The organism is Brachybacterium aquaticum, from assembly GCF_014204755.1.
GTDB classification, from domain to species: domain Bacteria; phylum Actinomycetota; class Actinomycetes; order Actinomycetales; family Dermabacteraceae; genus Brachybacterium; species Brachybacterium aquaticum.
This window is the reverse complement of sequence record NZ_JACHLZ010000001.1, coordinates 364,023-389,934: the sequence shown is the minus strand read 5'-3', so window position 1 is coordinate 389,934 and position 25,912 is coordinate 364,023. Positions and strand designations below refer to the sequence as shown.

The following is a 25,912-nucleotide window of genomic DNA, read 5'->3' as shown; positions in this document are numbered from 1 at the left end:
CCCGGTCGAGGTTCCCGGACCACTGCCTCAGGGACGCACGGCCACCGTCACGCCGCACCGCTCCCCGCGCTCCGCGGCCCGTTCCGCGATCGCCGCGAAGCGCTCGGGCCAGTCCTCCTCCCCGTCGAGCGCGGCGGCGAAGTCTGGCGACGCCCCGTCGGCCCGCGCGCGCTGGAGCACGAGCGATGTCCCGCCCTGTCGGCCGACGAGGTCGAGGACCTCGGGGACCTGGCCGGCGAGCGCCGGGGTCACGGTCATCCGCAGCTCGTGCGCCGCCCCCGAGTCGCGCAGGATCCCGAGCGACTCCTCGACCTTCGCCGCCGCGGCATCGCTCCCGACCAGCTCCGCGTACCCGGCGGGCGAGGCCTTCACGTCCATGCCCACCCAGTCCACGAGCGCAGGGCCGACGCGCCGCCCCGCGCGGTCCACGCCCAGCAGGGCGCGCAGCCGCGCGGGGTGGGCGCCCCCGGTGTGGAGGCCCACGGCGAAGCCGACTTCCCGCACCCGGGCGGCGGCAGGGATGAGCGCATGCTGCGCGGTCGCCTCGCCGCCGCTGAACACGACGCCGTCCAGCAGGCCGCGGCGCCGCCCGAGCAGCTCCTCGACCTGCGAGAACGGCACCTGGCCGGGCACGGTCGGGTCGAGGATCGCGGTGTTGTGGCAGTAGGTGCAGCGCCACGGGCAGCCCTGGCAGAACACGGTCGCCGTGAGGCGGCCGGGCCAGTCCACCGTGGACAGCGGCACCAGCCCCGCGATCCTCAGCTCCGCCGCGCCGCTCACCGCGAGGTCACCGCCGGCTGGTGCGCGAGGTCGGACTGCTCCCCGAACGCCGCGTGCTCGGTGAAGAAGGTGCGCTCGGCGTGCTCGCCCTGCTTGCCGATGTTGAACGAGGCGACGGGGCGGAAGTAGCCCATCACGCGCGTCCACACCTCGCAGGCCTGCCCGCAGCGCGCGCACTCGGTGTGCTCGCCGGAGAGGTAGCCGTGGGTGGGGCAGATCGAGAAGGTCGGGGTGATGGTGAGGTAGGGCAGGCGGAAGGTCGACAGCGCCCGGCGCACCAGCTCCTTGCAGGTCGCCGCGGAGCTCATCGCCTCGTTCATGTACAGGTGGAGCACGGTGCCGCCGGTGTACTTCGACTGCAGCTCCTCTTGGTGCTCGAGCGCCTCGAAGGGGTCCTCGGTCGCGCCGACGGGCAGCTGCGAGGAGTTCGTGTAGTACGGGTTCTGCGCGGTGCCGGCGGTGAGGATGCCGGGGAAGCGGGCACGGTCCTCCTTCGCGAAGCGGTAGGTGGCGCCCTCGGCGGGGGTGGCCTCGAGGTTGTAGAGGTTCCCGGTCTCCTCCTGGAACTCGACCATCCGCGCACGGACGTGGTCGAGGATGCGCAGGCACATCTGCCGGCCCTCCTCGTCCATGACGTCGTGGGCGTCGGCGGTGAAGTTGCGGACCATCTCGTTCATGCCGTTCACCCCGAGGGTGGAGAAGTGGTTGCCGAGGTGGCCCATGTACCGCTTGGTGTACGGGTACAGGCCCGAGTCCATGAGCTCCTGCACGGTGGCGCGGCGCCGCTCGAGGGTGTCCTTGCCGAGCTCGAGCAGACGGTCCAGCGCCTCCCGCAGCGCGGGCTCGTCCCCGGCGTGGAGGTACCCCAGCCGCGCCATGTTCACGGTGACCACGCCGATGGAGCCGGTGAGCTCGGCGGAGCCGAACAGGCCGTTCCCGCGGCGCAGAAGCTCCCGCAGGTCCAGCTGGAGGCGGCAGCACATCGAGCGGATCATGCCGGGGTCCAGGTCGGAGCTGAGGAAGTTCTGGAAGTAGGGCAGGCCGTACTTCGCGGTCATGTCGAACAGCCGCTCGGTGTTCTCGCTGTCCCAGTCGAAGTCGGGGGTGATGTTGTAGGTGGGGATCGGGAAGGTGAAGGCGCGGCCGTCCGCGTCGCCCTCGGTCATCACCTCGAGGAAGGCGCGGTTGATCAGGCCCATCTCCTCGGCGAGGTCGCCATAGGCGAAGTCGCACACCTCCCCGCCGATCAGGGGGTGCTGCTCGCGCAGGTCCGCGGGGCAGGTCCAGTCGAAGGTGAGGTTGGTGAAGGGGCACTGGGAGCCCCAGCGGCTGGGGACGTTGAGGTTGTGGATCAGCTCCTGCATCGACTGGCGCACCTGGTCGTAGGTGAGGCCGTCCAGGCGCACGAAGGGCGCCATGTAGGTGTCGAAGGAGGAGAACGCCTGTGCGCCGGCCCATTCGTTCTGCAGGGTGCCCAGGAAGTTCACGATCTGCCCGCAGGCGGAGGAGAAGTGCTTCGGGGGGCGGGAGCCGATGGCGCCGGCGACCCCGTTGAAGCCCTCCTCGAGCAGGGCGCGCAGGGACCAGCCGGCGCAGTAGCCGGTGAGCATGTCGAGGTCGTGGATGTGCAGATCGCCCTCGCGGTGGGCGCGGCCCGCCTCGGGGCTGAAGACCTCGTCCAGCCAGTGGTTGGCCATCAACTTCCCCGCGGCGTTGAGGATCAGCCCGCCCACCGAGTAGCCCTGGTTCGCGTTCGCGTTCACGCGCCAGTCGGACCGCTCGACGTACTCGGTGACGGTCGCGACGGGGTCGACGAGACGGCGGGCGGGCGCGGGCGCGCCGGCCGACGGGGCGGCGGGGGCGGGCGCGCCGGCCGACGGGGCGGCGGGGACGTGGGCGTGCGAGGAGGCGACGGGGGCCTGGGTCATGGCTCTCTCCTGAGCGGTGCGAGGGTGAGGCGGGGGTGGGGAGAGACCCCGGGGCACGTGTCCCGGGACGGTCGCCGAGCTCGGCGATGCCGTCACGCTATTCCCGCTCTCCACAACATCTGGGGGTGCGGCGCGCCGACGACACGACATGTTGTGGTGTGCGGCCGCTTCGGGGTGGCGCCGCCGGGACCGAGGTCCCCGTCGGCCACACCATTCCCCTTGCCGTACTACGCCTGCCGTAGTACGTTGAGTGGAGCACAGCACCGGACGGCACAGCACCACCGGACGGCACAGCGGGAAGGAGCGCCGTGATCGGAGCCGACGCGATCCGCGGGCACATCGACCTGATCCTGCTCGCGATCCTGGAGGAGGACTCCTCCTACGCCTACGAGATCTCCCGGCTGCTCACCGAGCGGTCCCGCGGCGAGTACGTCATCAAGCAGACCACCCTCTACACGGCGCTCAAGCGCCTGGAGGGGCAGGGCCTGCTCACCGCCCACGAGGACCTCTCCCCCACCGGGAAGCCTCGCACCTACTACTCCCTGACCGCCGAGGGCCACGAGCAGCTCGCCCTCAAGCGCGCCGAATGGCGCAGCACCCGGGCACTCGTCGACCGCTTCACGGAAGGACCGGCACCGTCATGACCGTCATCGACTCCTATCTCGACACCCTGTTCGCCCCTTACCCCGACACCCCGCGCCTGCGCGAGGCGCGCAACGAGCTGCGGGCGCTCATGGAGGACCAGCAGCAGGCGCTGATGGACGCCGGGCGCTCCGAGTCCCAGGCCGTCGGCGCGGTGATCGCCGAGTTCGGCAGTCTCGAGGAGGTCGCCGCCGAGCTCGGGATCTCCGCGGAGCTCGGCGGCGGTCCGGGCGCCTCCGCCGCCGTCCCCGCACTGCCCGTCCTCACCGCAGAGCGCGCGAGGGAGTACATCGAGGCCATCCGCCGCGGCCGCTGGGTGCCCGCCGTCGCGATCCCGCTGTTCGTCCTCTCCCCGCTCCCGCTGCTGGTCCTGATCGCGATCGGCGGGGAGGAGCCGGGGCCCTGGGCGCTCGGCATCGGCCTCACTACGGTGCTGGTCCTCGTCGGCCTCGGGGTGCTGCTGCTGGTGATGCAGGGCAGCCGGATGGAGGAGTACGAGGAGATCACGAAGGGGCGCTTCACCCCCACCTCGGCGGTGCGGGAGCTCGCGACCACGCTCCGCCGGGAGCACCGGCGCGAACGCGGACTGTCCATCGGGGTCGGGATCATGCTGTGGATCCTCGCGGCCGTGCCGACCACCCTCGCGGGCGTGCTCGCCGAGGCGGGGTCGCTGTCCCCGCTGTACGGGGTGTGCCTGACGCTGGCGATGGTGGCGCTCGGGCTGTGGCTCGTGCTGCGGGCCGGCTGGTCGGAGACCGCGGCGGTCGCCCTGCTGCAGGAGGCCGACGAGGACGACCTCGCCGCCACCAGCGCCTCCCCCGCGATCCGCGCGATCGCGGCGGTGTACTGGCCCATCGCCGCCGCGATCTACCTGGCCTGGAGCTTCCTCAGCGGGGACTGGCACCTCACCTGGCTGGTCTGGCCGATCGCCGGGGTGCTGTACGCGGGGCTGTGGTCGCTGAGCGGCGCGCTCGGGACGCGGGAGGACGCCCCCGTGGGCCGCCGCTGAGCCGCCGGCACCCGTCGAGCCCGCCCCCACCCACAGAGCGAGCGGCCCGCCCCGGGATCTCCCCGGGACGGGCCGCTCGCTCATGGCCGGGCCTGCGCGCAGGCGCTGACCCTCAGGCGCTCACAGCATGCAGCTGACGCAGCCCTCGACCTCGGTGCCCTCGATCGCCATCTGGCGCAGGCGGATGTAGTACAGGGTCTTGATGCCCTTCCGCCAGGCGTAGATCTGCGCCTTGTTGACGTCGCGCGTGGTGGCGGTGTCCTTGAAGAACAGCGTCAGCGACAGGCCCTGGTCCACGTGCTGGGTGGCCGCGGCGTAGGTGTCGATGATCTTCTCGTAGCCGATCTCATACGCGTCCTCGTAGTACTCGAGGTTGTCGTTGGTCATGTACGGCGCGGGGTAGTACACCCGGCCGATCTTGCCCTCCTTGCGGATCTCGATCTTGGAGACGATCGGGTGGATCGAGGAGGTGGAGTGATTGATGTAGGAGATGGAGCCGGTGGGCGGCACCGCCTGCAGGTAGGCGTTGTACATGCCGTGCTCGGCGACCTCGGCCTGCAGCTGCTTCCAGTCGTCCTGGGTGGGCAGGTGCACGTTCGAGTTGGCGAAGAGCTCGCGGACCTTGTCGGTCTTCGGCTCCCACTCCTGCTCGGTGTACTTGCGGAAGTACTCGCCGGTGCCGTACGCGGAGTTCTCGAAGTCGTAGAACTTCTCGCCGCGCTCCTTGGCGAGCTTCATCGACGCGAGGATCGCATGGAAGGTCACCGCGTAGAAGTACATGTTCGTGAAGTCGATGCCCTCCTCGGACCCGTAGAACACGCGCTCACGGGCGAGGTAGCCGTGGAGGTTCATCTGGCCCAGGCCGATCGCGTGGGACTTGCGGTTGCCCTCGGCGATCGTGGGGACGGACTCGATGTCGGAGGTGTCCGAGACCGCCGAGAGGCCGCGGATGGCGGTCTCGATGGTGCGGGCGAAGTCCGGGGAGTCCATTGCCTTGGCGATGTTCAGCGAGCCCAGGTTGCAGGAGATGTCCCGCCCCATCTGGTCGTAGCTGAGGTCCACGTTCATGGTGGAGGGGGTGGAGACCTGCAGGATCTCGGAGCACAGGTTCGAGTGGGTGACCTTGCCCGGGATCGGGTTGGCCCGGTTCACGGTGTCCTCGAACATGATGTACGGGTAGCCGGACTCGAACTGGATCTCGGCGAGGACCTGGAAGAAGTCGCGGGCCTTGATCTTCTTCTTCGCGATGCGCGGGTTGTCGACCATCTCGCGGTAGTGGTCGGTGACGTTCACGTCCGCGAAGGGCTTGCCGTACTCGCGCTCCACGTCGTACGGGGAGAACAGGTACATCGGCTCGTTCTTCTTGGCGAGCTCGAAGGTGATGTCCGGGATCACGACGCCGAGGGAGAGGGTCTTGATGCGGATCTTCTCGTCGGCGTTCTCGCGCTTGGTGTCCAGGAAGCGCAGGATGTCGGGGTGGTGGGCGTTGAGGTACACCGCACCGGCGCCCTGACGCGCGCCGAGCTGGTTGGCGTAGGAGAAGGAGTCCTCGAGCAGCTTCATCACGGGGATGACGCCGCTGGACTGGTTCTCGATGTGCTTGATCGGCGCACCGTACTCACGCAGGTTGCTCAGCAGCAGCGCCACGCCGCCGCCGCGCTTGGACAGCTGCAGCGCGGAGTTGATGGAGCGGCCGATGGACTCCATGTTGTCCTCGATGCGCAGCAGGAAGCACGAGACGAGCTCGCCGCGCTGGGCCTTGCCGGCGTTGAGGAAGGTGGGGGTGGCCGGCTGGAAGCGGCCGTCGAGGATCTCGTCGACGAGGTTGCGGGCGAGCTGCTCGTCGCCGTGGGCGAGGGTGAGGGCCACCATCACCACGCGGTCCTCGAAGCGCTCGAGGTACCGCTTGCCGTCGAAGGTCTTCAGCGTGTACGAGGTGTAGTACTTGAACGCGCCGAGGAAGGTCGGGAAGCGGAACTTCTTGGCGAACGCCTGGTCCGAGAGGGACTCGATGAACGAGAAGTCGTACTGGTCGAGCACCTCGCGCTCGTAGTAGTCGTTCTCGACCAGGTAGTCCATCTTCTCGCGCAGCGAGTGGAAGAACACCGTGTTGGGGTTCACGTGCTGCAGGAAGTACTCCCGCGCGGCCTCACGGTCCTTGTCGAACTGGATGCTGCCGTCCGGACCGTACAGGTTCAGCATCGCGTTGAGCGCGTGATAGTCCAGCCGCCGGTTGTGCTCGACCGGGGGCATCTCGGTCAGTGTCGCCAAAACTCTTCCAATCCGTCATGGACCCGCGTCACGTCGCGCGGGGTTCCGAACAGTTCGAACTTGTACATGTGGGGGACCTTGCACTTGGCGGAGATGATGTCCCCCGCCAGGCAGTAGGCCTCGCCGAAATTGGTGTTCCCCGCGCTGATCACGCCCCGGATGAGCTTCCGGTTGCGTTCGTCGTTGAGGAACTTGATGACCTGCTTGGGCACGGCGCCGCGGCCGTTGCCCCCGCCATAGGTCGGGACCACGAGGACGAACTCCTCGTCGGCGACGAGGGGCTCGTCCGTGGGACGCAGTGGGATCCGGTCGGCCGGCATCCCGAGCTTCTCGACGAAGCGCTTGGTGTTGCCGGACACCGAGGAGAAGTAGACGAGGTTGGACACGCCGACGCCTCCCCGGGGGGATCAGACCGCGGCGGACCGGCGCTGCGCGCCGGCGCCCGCGAGGGCCTTGATCTTGTCGGGGCGGAAGCCGGACCAGTGGTCCTCGCCGGTGATGACGACGGGAGCCTGGACGTAGCCGAGGGACTTCACCTTCGCCAGGGCGTCGGCGTCCTCGGTGATGTCGACGACGTCGTAGGCGACGCCCGCCTTGTTCAGCGCGCGCTTGGTGGCATCGCACTGCACGCAGAGGGGCTTCGAGTACACGGTGATGTCCAAGGGAGGGGCCTTTCACGAGCGTTGCGCCGGAGCGCGGGGCGGGAGACGGAGCGGGATGGTCCGGAGGCCGTGGAGCTGTGCCGAGGAACAGCGCCGACGGGCCGTGTCGCCGCGCCGTGGGCCCTCTGCGGGGCCGGTGCGCGCCGACCTGATCAACACTACACCTAGTGGTGCCGGGGCGCGAGGACCACAAGATGTACTGAACTACAACAATGTCATCCACAATGCGCTGTTGACAGGATGTGGACGACGGGGCCTCCATTGGGGACGGAGCGACGCCGCCCCGTGCGAGCGGCCACGATGCATGCACATCCCAGTGTGGACGGGGGGTCCGACAGCCCACGGCGGCGGTGGAAGGCGCCGCGGCGCGGCACCGGGAACCGGCCCGATCGTGAGGTGGATCCCGGCGTGTCCGACGCGCCGCTCGGCGTGTCGCGCGGAGGCCCGCGGCGTGTCGCCCGCTCCTCCCCCGCCGTCCCCCGTCCGTCCCCCGTCCATCCCCAGTGGGAGGGATGGGCGCGGCCGACGGGGTCGGCGGCCCACGCCATCCCCGCCGACGACGGAGCCCCCGCCGTCCCTCAGCGGGACGACGGGGGCTCCGTGCGCGGGTGCGTGCGACGCGGGGGCCGACGCTCGCGTGTCAGTCGCGGCGCTCCTCGGGCGCCTCGCCACCGGCGGGGAAAGTCTTCGGCGTCGCGCTCTCCTCGACGGACCACACGTCGTGGACCTCGGCAGCGGCCTGCGCGCCCGGCGCGGTCGCGGGCTCCTCGTGGGAGGGCTCGTCAGGGGCGGGGGCGGGCTCGGCGCTCTCCGGCTCGGCGCTCTCCGGCTCCGCGTCGGGCGGAGCGGAGTCGACGGCCTCCGCCTCGATCGGTTCGGCGACCGCGAGTTCCTCGAACCCGGGCTCGTCGACCGCGGGCTCCGCCGGCGGCGCCGTCACGACCGGTGCCGCGACGGCCGCTGCGCCCGGCGCGACCGACCCGTCGGCCGAGACATCCCCGTCGGCCGACTCGGTCTCGGACGCCACATCCTCGGGCTCCGTCTCCTCCCCCGCGGCGACCTTCGCGCCGGGGTCGCCCTCGAGGCTGCGACCGTCGGCCGCGACGACCGCAGCGAGCACCTCGCGCAGCAGGCCGACCTGGCGCTGGGCCTCGGCGGCGCCGGAGACCGGGGCGACGCCCTTCTCCACGAAGGCGTGGAAGGCCTCCCACATCGACTCCGCGGAGCCCTTCGGGGCGAGGGTCGAGGTCTCCTGGACCACGCCCGACTTCTTCTCCCGCATCGACACGGTGGAGCGCTCGTCGCCGTGGGAGGGCGCCGCGAGCTCGACGCGCATCCGGCGGCGGGCGGAGAGCACCTGGAGGCGCTCGGAGTACTCGGGCGCGAAGGGGAGGTAGTGCCACACCAGGCGCACCTGGGCCCCGCCCTCGAGCTCGCCGAGCAGCTCGATCGAGCCGGGGATGACGCCCTTGGGCCAATGGCGCACGGCGATCAGGGAGGTGATCGGGCCGTAGGCCGCCTCGGTCACCGCCATCTGATGGGCGACGCCCGTCAGCAGACCCTTCACATAGAGGTCGCGGTCGCGCTGGGTGGCGCCCTCGCCGGCGCCGACCTCGACCGCGGACTGTAGGGCCTTGCGGCGCTCGGTGCGGCGGTCGGTGGGGATGTCGTAGGAGGAGGTGGTGACGTGGGCCTGGCCGAACAGCGGCTGGCTCGCCGGCATCAGCACCTCGTGGTCCACCATGCGCAGGTCCTTGGTGGCGATGTGCTCGCCCATGCGCACCACGGCGTCGTCGTACTGCTGGGGGTAGGCCATCATGGTCAGGCGCCGCCCGGTCATCCGCTCGAAGTCCGCGACCTGGGCGATCTCCTCGGCGGAGTAGCCCAGCGGCGGCTCGACCAGCACCGGGATGCCGCGCTTCATGAGCTGGAGCAGGTCCTCGACGTGCAGGCCGTCGGTGGACAGCAGCGCCGCGTCCACCGCGACGGTCTTCGCGCGCACGGCGGCGATCAGATCCGCGACCGACTCGTAGCGGCGGTCCTCGGCGATGCCCCACACCTCGGAGGACTCGCGACGGCGGCGCGGCGAGTGGTCCACCAGCGCGGTGACGGCGAAGCGGTCCCAGCGTCGGCGCAGCACCGGCAGGTGCACGGCCTGGGCCATGGTGCCCGCACCGATCACGGCGATGTTCAGGGTCTTCGGCATCGACAGGCTCCTCGGGGATCGTCGGGGACGGGCGCCGCGCTCGGCCGACGGGCCGGCGGCGCCGGACGGTCCCCGGCTGCGCGCCCCTGGCGGGCGCGTGACGCACGCCTGTTCTACCACACGCACCCGTGCCCGAGTCGTGCCGCCGACCGTCCCCACCTGCACGGCGGCGCTATCGTGGTCCGCGATCAGACCCCTCAAGGAGGACACCAGTGGCCGGACGCTTCTACATCGGCGCGCGCGCCTTCGCGCGCCCCCTCGTCAGGCTGATCTGGAACCCCAGGGTGAGCGGTCTGGAGAATGTCCCGGAGCAGGGCGCGTTCGTCATCGCCTCGAACCATCTCGCCAACATGGACAGCTTCATGATCCCGGTGGTGCTGCCGCGCACGATCCGCTTCGTCGCCAAGGACACGCTGTGGACCCAGAAGGGCCCGCAGGGCGCGGTGCTGCGCTGGTTCTTCGACGCCGTGGGCGCCGTGCCCGTGGACCGCGAGGCCCTCGCCTCCGGCAAGGGCGCCCTGCAGGCGGGGCTCGAGATCCTCCGCAGCGGGGCGGGCTTCGCCGTCTACCCCGAGGGCCACCGCTCCAAGGACGGCCTGCTGCACCAGGGCAAGCAGGGCGCGGCCTGGCTCGCGCTCGAGGCCGGGTGCCCGGTGATCCCGGTGGGCGTCAAGGGCACCGAGCACATGTTCTCCCGCCTCCTCCCCGAGCGCGGCGCGATCACGATCCGCGTGGGCACTCCGATCCTGCCCGAGGAGATCGACCCGTCGGCCTCCAAGGGGCTGCGCCGACGCCTGCTGACCGCCCGGATCATGGACGAGATCCAGGCCCTGTCCGGGCAGCGCCGGGCCGATGGCCCGCAGGGACGCTCCGCAGACCAGCAGGACAAGTAGGATCGGGCGCAACCCGAGCCCGCACCCCGAGGAGCGCATGATGGCCGTCGTCGTCGGATTCATCCCCACCGAGGTGGGCTTCGCCGCGCTCGCCGCGGCGCGGCAGGAGGCCGAGCAGCGCGGCGGCCCGCTGATCGTGGTGAACGTGCTGCGCGAGGGCGTCGATGAGGATCCCCGCCACGCGAATGACCAGCAGCTGGAGATCGCGCGCGACGAGCTGCGCGGCGCGACCGTGCGCGTCGCCTTCCGCCAGGAGACCGTCGACGACGACATCGCCGACGTGTTGCTGCGCGTGGTCACCGAGGAGAAGGCCGAGCTGCTGGTGATCGGCGTGCGCCGCCAGCGCGAGCTCGCCCGGCACCTGCTGGGGCTGACCGTGCAGAAGCTGCTGCTCTCCGCCCCCTGCGAGGTGCTCGTCGTCTGACCCGGCGACTGAGCAGCACCGCTCGCCCACCGCACACGACGGCGGCCCGCCCCCTTCCGGGGACGGGCTGCCGCGGCGTTCCGGGACCGCTCAGGTCACCGGGCAGGGATCACTCGTCGACGGGATCCGCGCCGGGGACCTGCTCGTCCTGGCCGGCCTTGACCGCGGCCTCGATGGCCTCGCCGACCTCCTGATCGATGTTCTTCCAGTACTGGAAGGCATTGGAGAGGACGGGCTCGACCACGGTGGACAGCGCACCGGAGACGGTCTCGATGAGGCGCTGGCGGGCGCCCTCGTCCATGACCTCGCGGATCAGGGTGTGGGCCTGGCCGAAGTCGTCGTCCTCGGCGTGCAGGGTGTACGCGGAGCGGACCAGGGTGCCGTCGGCCTCCCAGCCGTTGTCGACCGGGCCCTGCTCCTCCTGGTACGCGCGGCCGAAGGAGTTCGGCGCGTAGACCGGGGCGTCACCGCTGTGGAAGAACTCCATCGCGCCCTCCTTGTCGTACGAGTTGGTCTCGACGACGGGACGGTTCACGGGCAGCTGGTTGAAGTTGGTGCCCAGGCGGTTGCGCTGCGCATCGGGGTAGGAGAACACGCGGCCCAGCAGCATCTTGTCCGGGGACACGCCCGTGCCCGGCACGGTGTTCGAGGGGCTGAAGGCGGCCTGCTCGATCTGCGCGTAGTGGTTGGAGGGGTTCTGGTTCAGGGTGAAGCGGCCCACGGGGATGCGCGGGTAGTCCTTCTTCGACCAGGTCTTGGTGAGGTCGAAGGGGTTGAAGCGGTACTGCTTCGCCTCCTCGTAGGGCATGACCTGCACCTCGACCTTCCAGGACGGGAAGTCGCCGGCGTTGATCGAGTCGAACAGGTCGCGGCGGTGGTAGTCCGCGTCGGAGCCGGCCAGCTTCTCGGCCTCCTCGTTGCTGAGGAACTCCAGGCCCTGCTCGGTGAGGAAGTGGTACTTGACCCAGAACTTCTCGCCGGCCTCGTTGACCCACATGTAGGTGTGCGAGGAGTAGCCGTTCATGTGGCGCCAGGTCTTGGGCAGACCGCGATCGCCCATGAGGTAGGTGACCTGGTGGGCGCTCTCCGGGGAGAGGGTCCAGAAGTCCCACTGCATGGTGTTGTCGCGCAGGCCGGAGGCCGGCAGGCGCTTCTGGGAGTGGATGAAGTCGGGGAACTTCATCGGGTCGCGCAGGAAGAAGATCGGGGTGTTGTTCCCGACGATGTCGAAGTTCCCCTCCTGGGTGTAGAACTTCAGCGCGAAGCCGCGCACGTCGCGCCAGGTGTCGGGCGAGCCCAGCTCACCGGCCACGGTGGAGAACCGCGCCAGCATCGGGGTCTTGGTGCCCTTCTGGAACAGGCCGGCCTTGGTGTACTGCGAGACGTCCTCGGTGATCTCGAGCTCGCCGAAGGCGCCGGAGCCCTTCGCGTGGGGGCTGCGCTCCGGGATGCGCTCGCGGTCGAAGCGGGCGAGCTTCTCGACCAGGGCGACGTCGTGGAGCATCAGCGGGCCGTCGGCGCCGAGGCTCAGCGAGTGCGCGTCGGACTGGCGCGGGGCGCCGGACTCGGTGGTCGACGGGAGCGAGCCGTCGTGGGGGGCGGTGGGATCCAGATCGGTCATGGGACTCTCCTCGGGTGGTGGGTTTCTGACAGGTCGTGACGAACTGCGGAGACAGCGGTCCTGCGACCCTGGGGAGCGGCGGGGCCGCGCCTCAGGGAGTTCTCGGGGTGGTGGCGGCGAGGCGCGCGCGGCACTCGGAGCAGACGCCCCGGTAGACCACGTCGGCGACCTCGATCTCGAAGCCGTGGTCGTCGTGCGGCAGCAGGCACGGTGCCTCGCCGATAGCGCACGGGACGTCCTCCAGGCGCCCGCACTCGCGGCACACCAGGTGGTGGTGGTTGTCGTGGCGGTGCAGCTCGTACTGCATGCTGCGCCCGCCGACGGAGACGCGGCGCAGCAGCTCCGCATCGGACAGGGCGTTCAGGACGTCGTAGACCGCCTGGCGGGAGACCGTGCCCAGGTGCTCGCGGACGGCCTGGGCGATGGTCTCGGCGTCAGCGTGCGGGTGGGCCTCGACCGCGGCCAGGGTCGCGAGCCGCGGGGCGGTCACGCGCAGGCCGGCGCTCCGCAGGGCGGAGGTGTGGTCGGTGCTCGACATGGCTCACACCCTAGTCACCTTTCTGGACAGAATCAAGAAAGCGTCGCAGTCCGGGCGGCGGTGCAAGAGGTGCATGAGGAGCCCTGCGCGGGCCGGCCCGCGCGCCCTTGACGCGCCCCTCCCCCGCGCGCAGACTGACCCCACCGCGGAGTCCGAGGACGGGCCCCGCCCCACCGGGAGGAGCCGGGATGGCTCACGAGATCCGCGCCCTGACCACCGAGACCTTCCCCGCCTGGGAGGCCCTCGCTGCGAAGCACAACGGCGTGTGGGGCGGCTGCTGGTGCTCCTACTTCCACGGCGACACCCCGATGACCCTCAAGGGCGAGCACGACGGGCCGACGTTCAAGCGGCGGCTCGTCGAGGAGGGCGTCGCGCATGCGGCGCTGGTACTCGAGGGCGAGCAGGCGATCGCCTGGTGCGAGTACGGCAGCCCGCTCGAGCTGCCGAACATCTACCACCGCAAGGAGTACGACGCGGGCGAGACCTCGCCCGCGCCGTGGCGGATCACCTGCTTCTTCGTGGACCGCGACCATCGCCGCCAGGGCGTGGCGCGCGAGGCGCTCGACGGGGCGCTCGGCCTGATCGCCGCGGCGGGCGGCGGGGAGGTCGTCTCCTTCCCGAACGAGCTGGTGGAGGGGAAGCGCACCTCCTCCTCGTTCCTGCACAACGGCACCCGGGCCATGTTCGAGAAGGCGGGGTTCACGATCGAGCGGAGCCTCGGCAAGCGCAAGACGGTCGCGCGGCGCACCGTCGCCCCGGCGTGACCTGGGCGCGCCGGGAACGGAGCAGGCCCGGCCCCCTCACCGGGGACCGGGCCTGACCTGCGGAGCCGCCTGCGGGAATCGAACCCGCGACCTATTCATTACGAGTGAATCGCTCTGCCGACTGAGCTAAGGCGGCGTCGCCGCGCAGGGCGGCGGACCGGATCACTGTACGTGACCCGGATCGACGGGTGCAAAGCTGTCCGGGGCGATCCCCGTCACCCCGGTCGCCCCCGTCAGCAGGTGAAGCCGTCCTCCGGGACCGTGTCCTGGAGGAGGTAGGCGTCGACCTGCTCCTCGATGCAGCCGCCGGAGCGGCCGTAGGCGGTGTGGCCGTTGCCCTGATGGGTCAGCAGCACCGCGTCGTCGAGCTGGGAGGCGAGGCTCTCGGACCACTGGTAGGGGGTGGCGGGATCGCCGGTGGTGCCGATGACGACGATGGGGCCGGCGCCCTCGGCGCTGATCGGCGCGGGCTCGCGCACCGGCTCCTCGGGCCACAGGGCGCAGCCCTGACCGCCGAGCATCGGGCCGAAGGTCGGGTACAGCTCGGCGAGGCGCTCGGCCTCCTGCTCGACCCACTGCTCGTCGGCGACACCGGGGTGGTCCAGGCAGTTCACGGCGGAGATCGCGAAGGTCGCGTTGGTGCGGTAGGTGCCGTCGGCCGAGCGCTCGGAGGAGAGGTCGGCGATGTTCAGCAGGGGCGCCCCGTCGCCGCTCATGGCGGAGGAGAGGGCCTCGCGGCCCATCTGCCACAGGGAGTCCTCGTAGAGCAGGACGAGGAAGGCGGAGCGGGCGAGCGCACCGGTGAGCAGCCGGTCGGGATCGGTGGTGGTCAGCGGTGACTCGTCCACGCCGGCGAAGAAGTTCAGCAGCTGCTGCTTGGCCTCGGCGGCGTTGCCGCGCAAGGGGCACTCCTCGCCGGCGTTCAGGCAGTCGGCGACGAACGCGTCGGTGGCGTGCTCGAAGCCCTCGGCCTGGCCGGCGGAGAACTCGTTCATCGAGATGCTGGGGTCCAGGGCGCCGTCGAGCACGAAGTGCCCCACCCGCTCGGGGTACAGGTCCGCGTAGCTGGCGCCGAGGTAGGTGCCGTAGGAGTAGCCGAGGTAGTCGAGCTGCTCGCTGCCCAGCGCCGCGCGCAGCACGTCCATGTCGCGGGCGGCGGAGTACGTGTCGACGTAGGGCAGCACGTCGCCGGAGTTGGCCTCGCAGGCCTCGACGACCCGCGTGCCCCACTCCTCGGCGAGCGCGTCGCCGTCCTCGCTGCCGGGCTCGCCGGTGGCGGCGAGGTACTCGTCGGTCTCGGCGTCGTCGAGGCACTCGACGGGGGCGGAGCGGTTCACGCCGCGCGGGTCGAAGCCGACCATGTCGTACTGGGCACGGACGCCCTGGGAGATCAGGTACGGCACGGACTCGAGGAAGTTCACCCCGGAGCCGCCGGGTCCGCCGGGGTTGATGACCAGGGAGCCCTCGCTCCGGCCGGTCGCGGCGATGCGGCCGACGGCGATGTCGATGTCCCCGGCACCGGGGTCGTTCCACTGCAGCGGCACGGTGATCGTGCCGCACTCGGCGCCGTCGACCTCGATGCCCTCGCAGGCGCCCCACTGGATCTGCTGGGAGTAGTAGGTCTCGTACGCCGGATCGCTCGCGGGGTCGCCGTCGATGCCCATCGCGGCGGACTCGCCGACCTCCTGGAGCGCGGGGCCCGCCGACTGGTCGTCCTGGGTGCCCTGGTCGTCCTGGGTGCCCTGGTCGTCCTGGGTGCCCGTGTCGCCCCCGTCGGCCGACGAGGAGGAGCTTCCGCCGTCGCTGGCCCCGTTGGCGCCGGTGCCTCCTCCGGCGTCGGTGCAGCCGCTCAGCAGCAGCACTGTCGCGGCCGCCGCCGCAGCGAGGCGGGTGAGGGGGCGGCGGGCACGGGAGGCGAGGGCCATGCGGTCTTCCTTGTCCGGTGGGGTGCGGGGTCCGGTGGGATGCGGGGTCCGGTGGGGTGCGGTGTCCAGTGGGGTGCAGGGTCCGGCCATCCTAGGCCGGACCTCGGGCGGGAGGGTCCCAGGCTCCCGCTCAGGCGATCTCGCGCCGCATCCAGCGCCGGGTGCCGAGCACGGCGGGCAGGAGCACCAGCAGCACCAGCGGCAGCAGCTCGAACGCACCGGCGCGCCCCTCGGCGAGCGCCACGGCGGCGGCGGTGAGGTCCAGGGCCCGCACGATCTCGGCGAGGGTCTCGGAGCCGAAGGCGACGGCGAGCGTCCCCGCGGTCGAGACGACGAACGGGATGCCGATCGCGGCGACGATGCCGAGCACGGTGGACTGCAGCAGGATCCCCATGGAGAGGGACAGCAGCACGGTCGCGCCGAGCACGGCGAGCTGCGTGGTCAGCACGCCGTCGAGGGTGGAGAGGATCGCGCCCTCGCCGAGCAGCTCGCCGCCCACCCAGGTCGCCCCGAGCGCGAGCAGCACCGTGACCAGCACGATCCCGGCGGCGAGGACCAGCGCCGTGAGGGTCTTGGAGCCGAGCACGCCGGCGCGGCCGGGGCGCTGGAGGAAGGTGTTCTGGATGGAGCGGTCGGACCACTCCCCCGCCACGACCGGCACGATCACTGCCGGGAGGATGAGCGCGAGGGGCAGGGTCATGAGCACCACGGTCAGCTCGACGTCGCTTGTGCGGCCCTCCATGAGGGAGGGCTGGAGGAGGCCGCCGAGCGCGGCGGTGCCGGCGAGGGCGAACAGGGACAGGGTCAGCAGGATCGCGGCGCCGCGGGTGTCGAGGGCGGCGCGCAGGTCGAGGTCGGGTCGCATGGGAGGGCTCCTTGAGCGGGTGGGTCGCGGATCAGGCCGCGGCGGCGGTGGCCGGAGCGAGGGCGGGCTCGCCCTCGCCGGTGAGCTGGAAGAAGACCTCCTCGAGGCCGCTGCCCTCGCTGGTGCCGAGCGCGGTGAGCACGAGCTGCTCGCGCAGGGCGAGGCGGCCCATGTCCTCGGGGCTGAGGCTCGCGACGAGCTCACCGCCGGCGCGCAGCTCGTGGGCGATGCCGTGGAGGTCCAGGGCCCGCACGAGCGCCGGCATGTCCGCGCTCGCGACGCGGGTGCCGGTGACGGCGGTGAGGTCGGCGAGGGTCCCCTCGCGCACCAGCCGGCCGCGGGAGATCACCACGAGCCGGTCCACGGTCGCCTCGACCTCGCGCAGCTGGTGGCTGGAGAGCAGCACGGTGCCGCCGGCATCCGCGAAGGAGCGCAGCAGGCGGCGCATCCAGCGGATCCCCTCGGGGTCCAGGCCGTTGGCGGGCTCGTCGAGCACGAGCACGTCGGGGTCGCCGATCAGCGCCGTCCCGATCCCGAGCCGCTGGCGCATGCCGTAGGAGTAGCCGCCCACGCGGACCTTCGCCGCACCCTCGAGGCCCACCATCGCGAGCACCTCCTCGGCGCGGCCTCTCGGCATGCCGACCGTCCTCGCGGCCAGGCGCAGGGTCTCGATGCCGGTGCGGCCGCCGTGCAGGGCGCGGGCGTCGAGCATGACGCCGATCTCGCGGGCGGGGCGGCGCAGGGTGCGGTAACGGCGACCGCTCACGAGCGCCTCGCCGTGATCCGCGTCGGCGAGGCCCGTGAGGATCCGCAGGGTGGTGGACTTGCCGGCGCCGTTGGGGCCGAGGAATCCGGTGATGGTGCCGGGGCGGCAGGAGAAGGTGAGGTCGTCGACGGCCGTGCGGTCGCCGTAGCGCTTGGTCAGTCCGCGCACCTCGAGGGCGGGGGCGGCGGCAGGGGTCTCGTCGGTCTCGTGGGGCTCGTCGTGGCTCATGGCTGAAGCGTCCTCCCCGGTCCCCGTCGGCCGACACCGACCCCCGGCGCGCGCCTGACTGACGAAGGTCTGTCGGGCCCGGGCCGGAGGGCCCGGGGGCACCGACCTCCGTCGGCCGCGCCGCCGCCCTTCGTCCGCCTTTCGTCGCCCGCCCCGTCGGTACAGTGGCGCCGTGGACCACCAGGGAGCTCCGGCGCGGCAGCGCTGGCAGGAGGCGGCGATCCTCGTCGCCGTCACGGCCGAGGCGATCGCGCAGCTGCTGCTGTCCACCACGTGGATGGGCCTGGTGCGGGGCCTGCTCGCCCTCGTGCTCGGCGCGGCGCTGCTGCTGCGCCACCGGCACTGGCGCTGGCTGCTGCCGCTGGTCGCGGCGGCGAATGCCGCGGCCATGTCGGTGACCGTGCTGATCATCGCGACCTACGCCTTCGCCACCCGCTCCTCGAGCCGCCTGCTGACGGTGCTGTTCGCTCTCCTCTCGGCGCTCGCCTCCTCCGTGCCCGCGCTCGTGCAGCTGAAGGCCGAGCCGCAGGCGAGCATCATGGGGATGGTGCTGACGCTGCTGATCGTCGCCGCCTCGGCCGCGATCGGGATGTACACCGCGGTGCGGCGCACGCTGCTGGCGGAGCTGCGCCAGCGGGCCGAGCAGGCCGAGTCCGGGCGCGCCGCCGCGGAGGAGCAGGCCCGACGGGCCGAGCGCACCCGCATCGCCCGGGAGATGCACGACATCGTCGCGCACAAGATCTCGCTGGTCGCCCTGCAGGCCGGGGCGCTCGAGGTGAACCCGAACCTGGAGCGCGAGCAGGTCCAGCAGTCCGCCGCGCTGATCCGCGGCACCGCCACCACCGCCCTGTCCGAGCTGCGGGAGGTGCTGGGGGTGCTGCGCGGCGACGGGGAGCAGGCGCCGCTGGCCCCGCAGCCCACCTGGGAGGACGTGCGCAAGCTCGTCGATGAGTCCAAGGACGCGGGCGTGGCGGTGGACCTGTTCGACTTCATCGACGACCCCGTCCCCGATCCGCTGGCCCGCACCGCCTACCGCGTGGTCCAGGAGGGGCTGACCAACATCCACAAGCACGCACGGCACACGAAGGCGCGGGTCGCACTGATCGGCGAGCCCGGCACCGACCTCGTGATCGAGGTCAGTAATGTGCTCCCCAAGGGGTTCACGACCGATCTGCCGGGTGCGCGGATGGGCCTGTCGGGCATCGAGACCCGCGTGACGCATGCGGGCGGCACCATCACGTCGGGACCCACCGACGACGGACGATTCGAAGTGAGGGCGGTGATCCCGTGGCCGACGACGACGTGACGCGCGTGGGACTGATCGACGACGACTCGCTGGTGCGCGCGGGCCTGGCCATGATCCTGGGGGCCGACCCCGAGATCGAGGTGGTCGGGCAGGCGGCCGACGGATCCGAGGCGGTCACGCTCGTCCAGAAGCATCGCCCCGACGTGCTCCTCATGGACGTGCGCATGCCGACCCTCGACGGGATCGCGGCGACCAAGGCCGTGACGGCCCTGCCGAACCCGCCGAAGATCATCATGCTCACCACCTTCGACATGGACGAGTACGTCTTCCAGGCGCTCGAGGCCGGGGCCAGCGGCTTCCTCCTCAAGGACACCCCGCCGCAGGACCTCGCCCGTGCCGTGCACGTGGTCGCCGGCGGCGAGGCGATGCTCTCCCCCACCGTCACCCGGCGCATGCTCACCCACTTCTCCGACGCGAACCCCGGCTCCCGTCAGGAGCGCCACCCGGGCCTGGACCAGCTCACCGAGCGCGAGACCGAGGTGCTCGGCGCGGTCGGCGCGGGGCTGTCCAACGCCCAGATCGGGATGCGGCTGTTCATGAGCGAGGCGACCGTGAAGGCGCACGTCTCGAAGATCTTCGCGAAGCTCGACTGCACCAACCGCGTGCAGATCGCGATCATCGCCCACGAGGCCGGGCTCACCGACCTCGACGTCGACCAGGTCTGACGGCGCGGTCGGGGCTGGGATGGACTCAGCCCCAGCCCAGCTCGTGGAGGCGCTCGTCGGAGATGCCGAACAGGTGCCCGAGCTCGTGCAGCACGGTCACCGCGATCTGGTGGACCAGCTGCTCGCGGGTGCGGGAGATGCGTTGCAGCGGGCCGCGGAAGACGAAGATCCGGTCCGGCTGGCGGTACCCGTCGAAGACGCTGCGCCTGTCCAGCGGGATCCCCTCGTACAGCCCCAGCAGCTCGGTGCCGGCGGACTGCTCACGGCTCGGCTCCTCCTCCACGAGGATCACCACGTTCGCCTCGGCGATCGCGCGGGCCACCTCGTCCGGCAGCGAGTCCAGGGCGTCGTCGACCGCCTCCTCGAACTCCTCGCGGCTGATCTCGATCATCTGCCCATCGAACCACGCCGGCGCACGCCCGGCGGTGTCGGATAGGACGCATCGGCGCGGAACTCCGAGGCGAGGGCGGCCGACGGGTGGGTATGCTCTGTGCGGGCAGTTCTCTGCCCGGGCCCCCATCGTCTAGTGGCCCAGGACACCGGCCTTTCACGCCGGCGACACGGGTTCGAATCCCGTTGGGGGTACTGTCACTCGGCCGCTGTCACGATGTCGTGCCGCCGCCGAGCACGTCCTCCCAGGTCGCCCCGGGAGCAGGGACCCCGATCTCGGCCACGGGTCGGCGGGGTGCCGTCGCCTCAGCCCATTCCCGCTCGATCTCGCCGTCGTAATCCGCGAGCCGCTTCCAGTGATCCGCGACGCGTGGCCCGAACTCGGTATCAGCGCGCACAGCGGCCGCCCCGTTGACCGCTTTGGCCCGCATCTGCCCGAGGCTGCGGTACGGGATGTGGAGGATCCGCAGTTCGGACGGTGCGGAACGGGCCAGGTCCAGTGCGCTGTGGTTGCCCATGTCCACCCACGCCCAGCCCTCCGGCCGGATGGCGACCTTCTCCGTGTTCGGTTCCGTCTCCACCAGGAGGCGGCTCCCCGCCGCCGTGAGATCGACACCCTCCGGTCCGTCCGGATGCGCGTCATGGAGCGCAGCCGCCGCGACGCGGGCCCCCTCTATCCCCCCGAGCACCTCAGCCACGGTCCCGCCCTGCGCACACCAGAACTCATCGGCGTCGAACAGTACGACCCAGTCCGCCCCGGCGCGTCGGGCCCGATCGGCGAGGTACGACATCACCCGGGCCTGACGGTGCGCAGGATCCTGATACGTCCCGAGATGGACGCGAGGATCCTCGGCGGTGATCCCGGCCAGCACCTCGCGCGTGGAGTCGGTCGAGAGATGATCGAGCACGATCACCCCGTCCACACCCTGGGCGAGAAGGTTCCGCACCGTCAGTCCGATGACGTCGGCCTCGTTCCGCACCAGGGACACGGCCCAGACCGAGCCGACCTGGCGCGCGCGGCGCGGGAGGCGTGGCAGCGTGATGGCTCGCTGGGTGCGCAGCTGCAGCGGACGATGCCTGACGATCCAGCGCCTCACGGAGGACTTCACGCTCATGCGCAGAGCGTAGCGAGCACCTGTGCACCGGCCACTCGATCAGGTGCGAGAGGGGTCACACCGAAAGTGGTCGTGAGCCCCGAAAACCTCCGGTAGAGTTATCCGAGTCGAAAGGCCGAGAGGCCCGGAGACGAGAGAGGCCCTGTAGCTCAGTTGGTTAGAGTGCCGCCCTGTCACGGCGGAGGTCGCCGGTTCAAGCCCGGTCAGGGTCGCCCCTCCACGAAGGCCCCGGAACATCGTTCCGGGGCCTTCGTCGTGCTCGGCGTACGTTCACGCTCAGGTCCTACCCTCGAGGGATGAGCACCACCACGAACCACCGCATCCGCCTCGCCGCCCGCCCCCACGGAGTCCCGGTCGAGTCCGACTTCCTCCGCGACGAGGCACCGCTCCCCGCTCCCGGGCCCGGCCAGGCCCTGCTGCGCACCCTGTGGATCTCCCTGGACCCCTACGTGCGCGGCCGCATGAGCGACGCGAAGTCCTATGCCGCCCCCATGGAGGTGGGCGACGTGATCGTGGGAGGGACCGTCTCCGAGGTGGTCTCCGCCGAGTCCGACGCCCTCTCCCCCGGCGACATCGTGCTCGGCTACGGCGGCTGGCAGGAGTACAGCGTCGAGGACGTCTCCGCGCTGCGCAAGCTGGACCCGTCGGCCGCCCCGATCTCCACCGCCCTCGGCGTGCTCGGCATGCCCGGCTTCACCGCCTACGCGGGCCTCACCGCGATCGGGAAAGTGCGGCCCGGCGAGACCCTCGCCGTCGCCGCGGCGGCCGGACCCGTCGGCTCCGCCGTCGCCCAGATCGCCAGGCTCCGCGGCGCCCGCGCGATCGGCATCGCCGGCGGCGAGCGCAAGGCCGCCCACCTCGAGGCGCTGGGCCTGGACGCCGCGCTCGACCACCGCGCCCCGGACCTGCCCGGCCGCCTCGCCGCGGCCGCGCCGGACGGCATCGACGTGTACTTCGAGAACGTGGGAGGCGCGGTCTGGGACGCCGTGCTGCCGCTGCTGAACGAGTTCGCGCGCGTGCCCGTGTGCGGACTGGCCGCGAACTACAACGCCACCTCCCTGCCCGAGGGGCCCGACCGCAGCGGCGCCCTCATGGGGCAGATCCTCTCGAAGAGCCTCACCGTGCGCGGCTTCATCCAGCGCGAGTTCGCGCCGACGATGTTCGCGGACTTCCAGCGCGAGATGAGCGGCTGGATCGCGAGCGGGCAGGTGCTCTACACCGAGGACGTCACCGAGGGACTGGACCGCGCGCCCGAGACCTTCGTGGGCATGCTGCGCGGCGACAACCTCGGCAAGACGCTCATCAAGGTCGCCTGAGCACGGATCGCCGTGGTCTGCCTCTCACCGGGGCCGCTCGGGTTCAGCCGACAGCACGAGGACTGTTACGCTTGTCCTCGGTCGCCACGGCGACCACGGCTCTGTAGCTCAGTTGGTAGAGCGTTCGACTGAAAATCGAAAGGTCACCGGATCGACGCCGGTCGGAGCCACCACCCCGAAGCCCCCTGGTCACCCAGGGGGCTTCGTCGTTCCTGGGGGTCGGCTCGACCTCCGGCGGCGCGTCCTCTGGGGGCTGTCCCCCGGGGGGATGGGGAGTCCTCCCCGTCGCGCGCGACCGACGGGTGCCGTGGAATGGTCCCGTCACGCCGGACCGATCCGCAGGAGCAGCTCATGCCTCGCAATGCCGATCCCGACGGGCCCCGGGCCCGCTCGCTGCATCGCCGCCTCGCGATCCTGTGCGGTGCGGTCGCCGTCGCCTGGCTCGCGATCGCGCTCGGCAGCTCGGCGCTGCCCACCGGATCGATCCCCTCGATGGTGCTACTGGGGCTCGCCGCTGCGGTCTTCGCGACCCTCGCCCTGCTCCACGCCCGCTCGGGCTGGGGCCGCTCCCTGCGGCGCTGAGCCCCGAGGCGGAGCGTCAATCCTCCGCGGACTCGGCCCAGTCCACCCCGTCCATCGAGAGCCGCTGCGCCATGTCCTCGAGGAAGTCGATGACGACTCGGCGCTCCCCGGGAGCGAGCCGACGAGCGGCCTCGACCCGGCGGGCCTGCTGCGCTCCGACCGTGCGCAGGGCGGCGGCGCGGGTCGACGGCTCGACCGCGAGCACCGTGGCGCGGCGGTCCGACGGATGGGGCTCGCGCCGCACGTGACCCGCCCGCTCGAGACGATCCAGCAGCTTGGTGGTCGAGGCGGTGGAGATCCCGAGGGCACGCGCGAGGGAACCGGGGGTGGCAGGCGTCCCCCTGTTCCCGGCGACGATCAGCACGTGCAGAGCCCGCATGTCGGTCTCGCCCAGCTCCATGTAGCGCAGCGACGCCTCGGCGAGCGCCTTCTCGGCGGCACGCAGACGCACGAGAGCGGCCATGACCGCGTCGATCTGGGCCACGTCCTCGTCGGCGAGTCCGCTGCGGTCCACGAGCTCTCCGCGGGGATCGCTCGCCGCGAGGCTGAACAGCGACGTCCCGAGGTCGGGGTCGGTCCGCTGTCGCTCACTCCCGGGATCAGCTGCCATGGGAGCCATGGTAGCCCCACCTCTCTCACCAGGTAGATATCTAGCCAAGCTAGCAATGTGTGCGAGAATGGGCCGACTCCGTTCGCGAAGGGACACACCATGCCGCACTCCGCCTCCTCCCCCGCTTCGTCCTCTTCCCCCGCTTCCCCCGACCCTGCCGGTCCTGGCGCCCCGTCGGGTGGAGCCTCTGCGCACGCCGGCTCGCCGCAGAGCGGCGGGCGTCGGCATCGCCGGGACCTGCCCCGCACGCCCCGGGCGCTGCGCATCCTGCTGCCGGCGCTGCTGATCGTCGGCTGGCTCGCGCTCGCGGGGGTGGGCGGCCCCTACTTCGGGCGGGTCGACGAGGTCTCCTCGAACGACCGCACGGCCTATCTGCCCGAGTCCTCCGAGGCGACCCGCGTCGCGCAGCTCGCCCCCGAGTTCACCGGTTCCGATGCGATCCCCGCGATCATCGTCATCACCTCCCCCACCGCGATCGACGCGGAGTCCTCTGCGGCGATCGAACAGGCCACCGCCGATCTGGCCCAGCTCGAGCAGGTCCGCGGCGACATCTCCCCGCCGATCACCTCCGAGGACGGACTCGCGGTCCAGGTGTTCGTGCCGCTGGACGCCGAGACGGACCTCGCCGAGGCGACCACCGCCATCCGGGCCGAGCTCGAGGCCGATCTGCCGCCGGGCCTCACCGGGTACGTCACCGGGCCCGCGGGCTTCTCCGCCGATCTCGCCGAGGCCTTCGCGGGGATCGACGGCCTGCTGCTGGGCGTCGCCCTCGCTGCCGTGCTGCTGATCCTGGTGGTGGTCTACCGCTCGCTGCTGCTGCCCGCCGTCGTGCTCGCCACCAGCATGTCCGCCCTGTGCGCGGCGCTGCTGCTGATCTGGCACCTGGCCGCCGCCGATGTGCTGCTGCTGTCCGGCCAGACCCAGGGCATCCTGTTCATCCTGGTGATCGGCGCGGCCACCGACTACTCCCTGCTCTACGTCGCCCGGTACCGCGACGAGCTGCGCCGCACCGCGAGCCGCTGGACGGCCACCACGAGGGCCCTGCGCGGCACGATCGAGCCCGTCCTCGCCTCGGGCGGCACGGTGATCGCGGGACTGCTGTGCCTGCTGCTCTCCGACCTGCGCTCCAACAGCTCCCTCGGACCGGTCGCCGCGGTCGGCATCCTGTTCGCGATGGCGGCCGCCTTGACCTTCCTCCCCGCCGCGCTGCTGCTCCTCGGCCGTACGGCGTTCTGGCCCCGTCGGCCGCGGCTCGAGACCGGGGCCGACGGCGGGGCCGAGACCGGCACGTCGGGCCACGGCGTCTGGGAGCGCATCGCCCGCGCCGTCCGCCGCCGCCCGCGCCCTGTGTGGGTGCTGACCGCGCTGGTCCTCGCCGTCGGCGGGATCGGCCTGGTCCAGCTCGAGGCCGACGGGGTCCCGCAGTCGGATCTGGTGCTCGGGGAGTCCGCGGCCCGGGAGGGGCAGGCCGTCCTCGGCGAGCACTTCCCCGCCGGTGCCGGCTCCCCTGTGCAGGTGCTCGTCCCGGAAGCGGACCTGGAGGCCACGGCGGAGCTGCTGCTCGCGGCCGACGGCATCGACTCCGTCGCGGTGACCGCCGCGGACTCCCCCAGCGGCTCCGCCCCGGTGACCGCCGACGGGATCCAGCCCCTCGGCCCGCCCGGGAGCCCCGCCCCCGAACCGACCGTCGTCGACGGGCAGGTGCTGCTGCAGGCGACGCTGTCCAGCGCGCCGGATTCCCTCGCGGCGGAGGAGACGGTCCGCGAGCTGCGCGGCGAGCTCGCGGCGCAGGATCTGCCCGCCCTGGTCGGCGGCTCCACGGCGACCGCGCTGGACACGGACGAGACGTCCGTGCACGACCGCGCGCTGATCATCCCCATCGTCCTCGTGGTGATCACGGTGATCCTCATGCTGCTGCTGCGCGCGATCCTCGCCCCGCTGCTGCTGATCGCCACGACGGTGCTGTCCTTCGCGACGGCGCTCGGGATCTCCGCGATCGTGTTCGAGCATGTGTTCCGCTTCCCCGGCGCGGATCCCGCCGTCCCCCTGTACGGCTTCGTGTTCCTCGTCGCCCTCGGGATCGACTACAACATCTTCCTCATGACCCGGGTGCGGGAGGAGTCCCTGCGGCACGGGACGCGGGACGGGGTGGTCCGCGGGCTCGCCGTGACCGGCGGGGTCATCACCTCCGCCGGCCTGGTGCTCGCGGCGACCTTCGCGGCCCTCGGGGTGATCCCGATCCTGTTCCTCGCCCAGATCGCGTTCATCGTCGCCCTCGGCGTCCTGCTGGACACCTTCGTGGTCCGCACCCTGCTGGTGCCGGCCCTCGCCCTCGACCTCGGTCGGGTCATCTGGTGGCCCTCGGCGCTGTGGCGGCGCGGGAAGCCGTGAGCCGGGCGCTCCACC

The 25,912-nt window shown here is 71.6% G+C and carries 24 protein-coding genes and 4 tRNA genes; 13 read left to right on the top strand and 15 right to left on the bottom strand.

The window, feature by feature from the left end:
• Nucleotides 1-27 precede the first annotated feature (27 nt).
• Nucleotides 28-780, bottom strand: coding sequence for an anaerobic ribonucleoside-triphosphate reductase activating protein (locus tag HNR70_RS01645; RefSeq protein WP_184324124.1), 753 nt, complete (start codon nucleotides 778-780; stop codon nucleotides 28-30).
• On the bottom strand, nucleotides 777-2,708 hold the full coding sequence (locus tag HNR70_RS01640; protein ID WP_184324123.1) for a ribonucleoside triphosphate reductase: 1,932 nt from the start codon (nucleotides 2,706-2,708) through the stop codon (nucleotides 777-779). Before HNR70_RS01640 ends, HNR70_RS01645 begins: the two co-directional genes overlap by 4 nt.
• Nucleotides 2,709-3,016: 308 nt before the next feature.
• Here HNR70_RS01640 and HNR70_RS01635 point away from each other — a divergent pair, with 308 nt between their 5' ends.
• Complete coding sequence (locus tag HNR70_RS01635) at nucleotides 3,017-3,352, top strand: PadR family transcriptional regulator (protein WP_184324122.1); 336 nt, start codon at nucleotides 3,017-3,019, stop codon at nucleotides 3,350-3,352.
• Nucleotides 3,349-4,359, top strand: coding sequence for a permease prefix domain 1-containing protein (locus tag HNR70_RS01630; protein ID WP_184324121.1), 1,011 nt, complete (start codon nucleotides 3,349-3,351; stop codon nucleotides 4,357-4,359). The genes HNR70_RS01635 and HNR70_RS01630 overlap by 4 nt, the downstream gene beginning before the upstream one ends.
• 120 nt (nucleotides 4,360-4,479) lie before the next feature.
• Here the strand turns inward: HNR70_RS01630 and nrdE are convergent, their stop codons facing one another.
• From nrdE to HNR70_RS01610, 4 genes are all read right to left on the bottom strand, one after another.
• Nucleotides 4,480-6,612, bottom strand: a complete 2,133-nt coding sequence (gene nrdE / locus HNR70_RS01625) for a class 1b ribonucleoside-diphosphate reductase subunit alpha (RefSeq protein ID WP_184324120.1) — start codon at nucleotides 6,610-6,612, stop codon at nucleotides 4,480-4,482.
• A gap of 5 nt (nucleotides 6,613-6,617) precedes the next feature.
• Nucleotides 6,618-7,016: a class Ib ribonucleoside-diphosphate reductase assembly flavoprotein NrdI gene (nrdI, locus tag HNR70_RS01620; protein WP_184324119.1), complete on the bottom strand. Its 399-nt coding sequence runs from the start codon at nucleotides 7,014-7,016 to the stop codon at nucleotides 6,618-6,620.
• Nucleotides 7,017-7,037: 21 nt separating this feature from the next.
• Nucleotides 7,038-7,292 (bottom strand): glutaredoxin-like protein NrdH, encoded by a 255-nt coding sequence (gene nrdH / locus HNR70_RS01615; protein WP_184324118.1) that lies wholly within the window; start codon nucleotides 7,290-7,292, stop codon nucleotides 7,038-7,040.
• A gap of 640 nt (nucleotides 7,293-7,932) precedes the next feature.
• On the bottom strand, nucleotides 7,933-9,498 hold the full coding sequence (locus tag HNR70_RS01610) for a Gfo/Idh/MocA family oxidoreductase (protein ID WP_184324117.1): 1,566 nt from the start codon (nucleotides 9,496-9,498) through the stop codon (nucleotides 7,933-7,935).
• A gap of 212 nt (nucleotides 9,499-9,710) precedes the next feature.
• Between HNR70_RS01610 and HNR70_RS01605 the strand changes: the two genes are divergently transcribed.
• Together HNR70_RS01605 and HNR70_RS01600 are read left to right on the top strand one after the other, a co-directional pair.
• Nucleotides 9,711-10,391, top strand: coding sequence for a lysophospholipid acyltransferase family protein (locus HNR70_RS01605; protein ID WP_184324116.1), 681 nt, complete (start codon nucleotides 9,711-9,713; stop codon nucleotides 10,389-10,391).
• 40 nt (nucleotides 10,392-10,431) lie between these two features.
• Complete coding sequence (locus tag HNR70_RS01600) at nucleotides 10,432-10,815, top strand: universal stress protein (protein WP_184324115.1); 384 nt, start codon at nucleotides 10,432-10,434, stop codon at nucleotides 10,813-10,815.
• A 109-nt stretch (nucleotides 10,816-10,924) separates the two neighbouring features.
• On the opposite strand, the gene HNR70_RS01595 is transcribed toward HNR70_RS01600, so the two are convergent.
• Nucleotides 10,925-12,436, bottom strand: a complete 1,512-nt coding sequence (locus HNR70_RS01595) for a catalase (protein ID WP_184324114.1) — start codon at nucleotides 12,434-12,436, stop codon at nucleotides 10,925-10,927.
• Between the two features lie 91 nt (nucleotides 12,437-12,527).
• Nucleotides 12,528-12,974 carry a Fur family transcriptional regulator gene (locus tag HNR70_RS01590; RefSeq protein WP_184324113.1) on the bottom strand — a complete coding sequence of 149 codons (447 nt, stop codon included), beginning with the start codon at nucleotides 12,972-12,974 and terminating at the stop codon, nucleotides 12,528-12,530.
• A 188-nt stretch (nucleotides 12,975-13,162) separates the two neighbouring features.
• Here HNR70_RS01590 and HNR70_RS01585 point away from each other — a divergent pair, with 188 nt between their 5' ends.
• Nucleotides 13,163-13,738, top strand: coding sequence for a GNAT family N-acetyltransferase (locus HNR70_RS01585; protein ID WP_184324112.1), 576 nt, complete (start codon nucleotides 13,163-13,165; stop codon nucleotides 13,736-13,738).
• 63 nt (nucleotides 13,739-13,801) lie between these two features.
• Here the strand turns inward: HNR70_RS01585 and HNR70_RS01580 are convergent.
• The 4 genes from HNR70_RS01580 to HNR70_RS01565 form a co-directional block, all read right to left on the bottom strand.
• Nucleotides 13,802-13,874 (bottom strand) — tRNA-Thr (locus HNR70_RS01580).
• Nucleotides 13,875-13,971: 97 nt separating this feature from the next.
• Nucleotides 13,972-15,663 carry an alpha/beta hydrolase gene (locus HNR70_RS01575; protein WP_184324111.1) on the bottom strand — a complete coding sequence of 564 codons (1,692 nt, stop codon included), beginning with the start codon at nucleotides 15,661-15,663 and terminating at the stop codon, nucleotides 13,972-13,974.
• Nucleotides 15,664-15,793: 130 nt separating this feature from the next.
• A complete protein-coding gene (locus HNR70_RS01570) occupies nucleotides 15,794-16,528 on the bottom strand; it encodes an ABC transporter permease (protein ID WP_184324110.1) in 735 nt (244 codons plus the stop codon).
• Nucleotides 16,529-16,559: 31 nt separating this feature from the next.
• Complete coding sequence (locus HNR70_RS01565; protein WP_184324109.1) at nucleotides 16,560-17,522, bottom strand: ABC transporter ATP-binding protein; 963 nt, start codon at nucleotides 17,520-17,522, stop codon at nucleotides 16,560-16,562.
• A gap of 172 nt (nucleotides 17,523-17,694) precedes the next feature.
• Here HNR70_RS01565 and HNR70_RS01560 point away from each other — a divergent pair, with 172 nt between their 5' ends.
• Both HNR70_RS01560 and HNR70_RS01555 read left to right on the top strand, forming a co-directional pair.
• Nucleotides 17,695-18,828, top strand: coding sequence for a sensor histidine kinase (locus HNR70_RS01560; protein ID WP_184324108.1), 1,134 nt, complete (start codon nucleotides 17,695-17,697; stop codon nucleotides 18,826-18,828).
• Nucleotides 18,810-19,493: a response regulator gene (locus tag HNR70_RS01555; protein ID WP_312857539.1), complete on the top strand. Its 684-nt coding sequence runs from the start codon at nucleotides 18,810-18,812 to the stop codon at nucleotides 19,491-19,493. Before HNR70_RS01560 ends, HNR70_RS01555 begins: the two co-directional genes overlap by 19 nt.
• 25 nt (nucleotides 19,494-19,518) lie before the next feature.
• On the opposite strand, the gene HNR70_RS01550 is transcribed toward HNR70_RS01555, so the two are convergent.
• Complete coding sequence (locus tag HNR70_RS01550) at nucleotides 19,519-19,884, bottom strand: metallopeptidase family protein (RefSeq protein WP_184324107.1); 366 nt, start codon at nucleotides 19,882-19,884, stop codon at nucleotides 19,519-19,521.
• 121 nt (nucleotides 19,885-20,005) lie between these two features.
• On the opposite strand from HNR70_RS01550, the gene HNR70_RS01545 reads away from it, so the two are divergent.
• Nucleotides 20,006-20,078 (top strand) — tRNA-Glu (locus tag HNR70_RS01545).
• A gap of 17 nt (nucleotides 20,079-20,095) precedes the next feature.
• Here the strand turns inward: HNR70_RS01545 and HNR70_RS01540 are convergent.
• Nucleotides 20,096-20,998, bottom strand: a complete 903-nt coding sequence (locus HNR70_RS01540; RefSeq protein ID WP_184324106.1) for a glycosyltransferase family 2 protein — start codon at nucleotides 20,996-20,998, stop codon at nucleotides 20,096-20,098.
• Between the two features lie 138 nt (nucleotides 20,999-21,136).
• On the opposite strand from HNR70_RS01540, the gene HNR70_RS01535 reads away from it, so the two are divergent.
• The 4 genes from HNR70_RS01535 (at nucleotide 21,137) to HNR70_RS01520 (ending at nucleotide 22,896) form a co-directional block, all read left to right on the top strand.
• A tRNA-Asp gene (locus tag HNR70_RS01535) sits at nucleotides 21,137-21,210 on the top strand.
• Nucleotides 21,211-21,294: 84 nt separating this feature from the next.
• On the top strand, nucleotides 21,295-22,314 hold the full coding sequence (gene curA, locus HNR70_RS01530; protein WP_184324105.1) for an NADPH-dependent curcumin/dihydrocurcumin reductase: 1,020 nt from the start codon (nucleotides 21,295-21,297) through the stop codon (nucleotides 22,312-22,314).
• Between the two features lie 97 nt (nucleotides 22,315-22,411).
• Nucleotides 22,412-22,487, top strand: a tRNA-Phe gene (locus HNR70_RS01525).
• Nucleotides 22,488-22,665: 178 nt separating this feature from the next.
• Nucleotides 22,666-22,896: a DUF1129 domain-containing protein gene (locus tag HNR70_RS01520; protein ID WP_184324104.1), complete on the top strand. Its 231-nt coding sequence runs from the start codon at nucleotides 22,666-22,668 to the stop codon at nucleotides 22,894-22,896.
• A 16-nt stretch (nucleotides 22,897-22,912) separates the two neighbouring features.
• Here the strand turns inward: HNR70_RS01520 and HNR70_RS01515 are convergent, their stop codons facing one another.
• The gene (locus HNR70_RS01515; RefSeq protein ID WP_184324103.1) at nucleotides 22,913-23,506 is read right to left on the bottom strand and encodes a MarR family winged helix-turn-helix transcriptional regulator; all 594 of its coding nucleotides are present in this window, start codon (nucleotides 23,504-23,506) and stop codon (nucleotides 22,913-22,915) included.
• Nucleotides 23,507-23,605: 99 nt separating this feature from the next.
• On the opposite strand from HNR70_RS01515, the gene HNR70_RS01510 reads away from it, so the two are divergent.
• Nucleotides 23,606-25,897, top strand: a complete 2,292-nt coding sequence (locus HNR70_RS01510) for an MMPL family transporter (protein ID WP_184324102.1) — start codon at nucleotides 23,606-23,608, stop codon at nucleotides 25,895-25,897.
• Nucleotides 25,898-25,912: the final 15 nt, after the last annotated feature.